Origin of the sequence: Collinsella sp. AF23-2 (assembly GCF_003459245.1) — a bacterium.
GTDB lineage: Bacteria > Actinomycetota > Coriobacteriia > Coriobacteriales > Coriobacteriaceae > Collinsella.
Map to the genome: position 1 here is coordinate 1 of NZ_QRVG01000041.1, position 3,837 is coordinate 3,837.

General features: G+C 61.1%; 4 protein-coding genes. 2 read left to right on the forward strand and 2 right to left on the reverse strand.

Annotated elements, in window-relative coordinates:
- Positions 1–161 precede the first annotated feature (161 nt).
- Together DWY03_RS09875 and DWY03_RS09880 are read left to right on the forward strand one after the other, a co-directional pair.
- On the forward strand, positions 162–740 hold the full coding sequence (locus DWY03_RS09875; RefSeq protein ID WP_117840745.1) for a xanthine phosphoribosyltransferase: 579 nt from the start codon (positions 162–164) through the stop codon (positions 738–740).
- 83 nt (positions 741–823) lie between these two features.
- A complete protein-coding gene (locus tag DWY03_RS09880) occupies positions 824–1,204 on the forward strand; it encodes a peptide chain release factor-like protein (protein ID WP_195520765.1) in 381 nt (126 codons plus the stop codon).
- Between the two features lie 21 nt (positions 1,205–1,225).
- On the opposite strand, the gene DWY03_RS09885 is transcribed toward DWY03_RS09880, so the two are convergent.
- Positions 1,226–2,188, reverse strand: a complete 963-nt coding sequence (locus tag DWY03_RS09885; protein WP_117840747.1) for a diacylglycerol kinase family protein — start codon at positions 2,186–2,188, stop codon at positions 1,226–1,228.
- Positions 2,189–2,274: 86 nt separating this feature from the next.
- Positions 2,275–3,696, reverse strand: coding sequence for a chloride channel protein (locus DWY03_RS09890; protein WP_197032846.1), 1,422 nt, complete (start codon positions 3,694–3,696; stop codon positions 2,275–2,277).
- Positions 3,697–3,837: the final 141 nt, after the last annotated feature.

Consider the following 3,837-nt stretch of genomic DNA (forward strand, 5'->3'; position numbering starts at 1 on the left):
CTGAGTCCTGAGGCCGTTGCAATGAAAATGAGAATCAAGGTCAAAAAGACTGGTTTGTGGTGCGATGCGGCTTGTGGGGCGGGCGGGGGTCGGTCCGTGGTAGACTATCGAACAACGTTTATTAATCGCGCGGTATCGTTGCCGTGAGAAGGGGTTGCGCCATGCAGGAGCTTGAGGATCGTATTCGCCATGACGGCATCGTAAAGGCCGGTAACGTCCTTAAGGTTGATGCCTTCCTCAACCACCAATGCGACGTTGAGCTGTTCGACCACATGGGCGCCGAGTGGGCCCGTGTGTTCGAGGGTGTCGAGATCAACAAGATCCTGACGATCGAGGCTTCGGGCATTGGCATGGCTTGCATTGCGGCTCAGCATTTTGGCGGCGTGCCGGTGGTCTTTGCCAAGAAGGCCCAGTCCATTAACCTCGACGGCGAGCAGTATGCCACGACCATCTACTCCTTTACCAAGCAGAAGGAGTACCCGGTCATCGTGGGCAAGCGCTTCCTGTCCGAGGGCGACAAGGTCCTGATTATCGACGACTTCTTGGCCAACGGCTGCGCGCTCGAGGGTCTTATCAAGATCTGCGAAGCTGCAGGTGCCGAGGTATCCGGTATTGGCATTGCGGTGGAGAAGGGCTTCCAGGGCGGCGGCGATAAGCTCCGCGAGCGCGGCTTCCGCGTTGAGAGCCTGGCCCGTATCGCCGATATGGACTGCGAGACCGGCGAGATCACCTTCGCCTAAGCGCGCAACACAAGCGATTGGTATGCGATGTGACAAAGGGATTGTCCCTTTGTCACATTTTTTGCATGAGGGGAGGTGTTGATATGGATGAGAACAAGATGGGATGGCGCGAGTATGCGCGCTATGCCGAGATGTCGGCCGAGGAGTTGGCGCGCGATTGCGAGGTGCAGGTGTTTCGCGCGACGGGTCCGGGCGGACAAGGCGTCAACACGACGGACTCGGCGGTGCGTATGAAGCATGGGCCCACGGGGATTACCGTGACGGCACGCGAGAGCCGCAGCCAGTTTCAAAATCGCTCGAGCTGCCTGCGTAAGCTGCGCGCCGAGCTTGAGCGTCGTGGGCGTCCGCCGCGCCGACGCGTAAAGACCAAGGTGCCTCAGCGCTCCCGTCAGCGCAGGCTCAACGACAAGCACTTCAATGCCATCAAAAAGGCTAACCGTCGCAAGCCGGGCAGCGACGAGTAGTTGATTGCTCCACTGGCCTTGCTAGCGGGCGGGGTGCCAAACTTGGAGGGCGCTGCCGAGGACGTCAACCTCGATGCGCGAGGCGACGATGGGCTCGCCGTCGGCCTGGATGGGGTAGTCGGGCTCCTCAAAAGTTAGCTCGGCATGGCGGCAGCGGCGCATGCGAACCGGTGGCAACTTGGTATGGTGGCCGTCCTTGGCCGAAAGGAACATAGGCAGGGCTACCGCGCGAGGGACGGGGCCGCAGGCGTAGCAGACGTCGAGCATGCCGTCGCAGGGGTCGGCATCGGGGCAGATGCGATAGCCCGAGCCATAGGTAGGACCAAGCTGAATCGCCATGATGATCGCCCTCACGCGCTCGGCGGGCGCGCCGTCAAAGCTGACTGTCATGGGGTAGTTGCGATAGCGCAGGCCAAACTGCTCAAGTCCCGAAAGGGTGTAGAGCGGAGCACCCGTCAAGCCGGTCTTTTTGCGCAGCTCGGTGGTGCCAAGGCCGATGGCGGCATCAATACCGACGGAGAGAGTCTGGTCGTAATACTCGACGATCGCCTCGCCGTTGCCGCTTGCGGGGTTCCATGAGCGAATCCGCCCGATGTCCTGACGCTGCAGCTCACAGGTGAGTAGCGCGCCAAAATCCTTGCCGGAGAAATCTTCGATATCGAGCGTCTGGGCAAAATCGTTGCCGGAGCCCACGGGCAGGACGGCAAGAGCGGGGCGGGCGTCCTCCTTTTGCGTCATAAGCCCGTTGACGACTTCGTGGATCACGCCGTCGCCGCCGAGTGCGATAACGGTGCGATAGCCCTGAGCCTGTGCGGCAAGCTCCTTGGCGTGTCCCATGTGCTCGGTTAGCACCAGGTCAAACTGGGATGCGCGCGCGGTCATATCCAAAAAGCGTTGCAGGCGCTCGGCAACTTCGCGCGCCGCACCCGACTGGGCGGCTGGGTTGGCGATGATGAGCGTGCGACCAAAAGCAGTTGCGTGCATGGGGCGACTCCCGGCGTGTGACATGACGGTGCGGTCGCGCTCAGGTCGAATTGCCCCCGATTGTGGCTGCACGGCGATTATTACATCTACTCTATCAGGTCGTTGTGGCGCTCGATAGCATCCGCTACCGTACCGCCCTCATCCACAATAAGCGAGCGGCGCTTGGGTGAGATGATGCGCTGGGCGGGGTACACGCCGCGGTGTCCGCCGGTTAGGTAGCTGATAAAGGCCACGATGACAAAGAACCCGGCGGCCGTGCCGTGGAACAGGTCGATGGCCATCATGCAGGTGGTGATGGGCACGTTGAGGCCGGCGCAGAACACGCCGAGCATGCCGAGAGCCGCCAGAAAACTGGGGTCAAGCCCGGTAAGGCAACCGATCCAGCCACCGAGTGCCGCACCGATGCCAAACAGGGGCGTGACCTCGCCGCCTTGGAAGCCCGCGCCCAGGGTAAGCGCTGTGACGACCAACTTGATGGCTGCGTCCGCCAGGGTGGTGTTGCCTGCAAATCCGGCGCCGGAAAGCCACGTGGAAAGGCCGGCGTAGTTCCAGGCGTCGAGGAGGGCATAGGCGGCCAAAACCACGAGTGCGCCTATGAGTGCGCGGACGAGGTAATTGGTGATAAAGCGACTGTACAGGCTTTTGACGGTTCGAACCGACCAGGCAAAGAGGCGTGCCGTCAGGCCGAAGATAATGGCGCTGATAACAACGATGACAACCGTCCGTGGTGTCATGTTGGGAACGCTGGCGATGACATTCGTCTCGTACTCGGTTCCCAAGGCAAGCGACGTAAAGTAGCCGGTAAACGAGGCGACCAGGCAGTAGATGCCCGCGGTGTAGTCGATCTTGCCGATAAAGCACATCTCCATGCCAAAGAAAGCTCCGGCAAGGGGCGAACCGAATACGGCGCCAAAGGCGGACGAGATGCCGGCGAGCATGAGGTCGTGGTGGTCATGCTTTTTGAGGTGGGCGAGGCTCGAGATGTTGCTGGCGATGGTGCCGCCAATCTGTACCGCGGCTCCCTCGCGACCGGCCGATCCGCCCGTTAGGTGCGTGAGCGTGGAGCAGACGAAGGTGAGGACGGCCATGCGCATATGGATGAGGCGTGTGCCCAGAGCGGAGTCGATGACCAGGTTGTTACCTCGTTTGGCGGCAAGGCCGTGGTTTTTGTACACCCATGCGGTGGCAACGCCCACAACGGGAAGCAAGGTGTAGACCCATGCATGGTGCTCGCGATAGTCGGTCGCGATATTCAGCGAGGCCAAAAACGCCCAAGCGGCAACGCCCATGGCGAGCGAGACGATGACGACGAGTGCGAGCAGCTTGGCGCTCGCGAGTAGGTTGCGGGCGTTGCGGCGCGTGTCGGCAGCCAAGAGATGCTCGGAGCGGGTGAGCTGTTGCCTGCCTGCCATGATGACGTCGTTAAGGGAGAAGAAGCCGCCGTCGTCGAGCGGCTGGGAATGATCCTGCGCCTCGTTAGCGCTTTCGGGTTTGTCGTTATGAGCCATACGTTCCTCTTTTGGGTTGCAGCACGAGCATTATAAAACGCGGTAAACGCGACGAGCCGGTGGGTTGGTTTCCATTCTGTTTCGCGGCCTGCAACCGACAGGGGTTGATTTTCAATCTCAGCGCAACAGCCTGAACGGGCC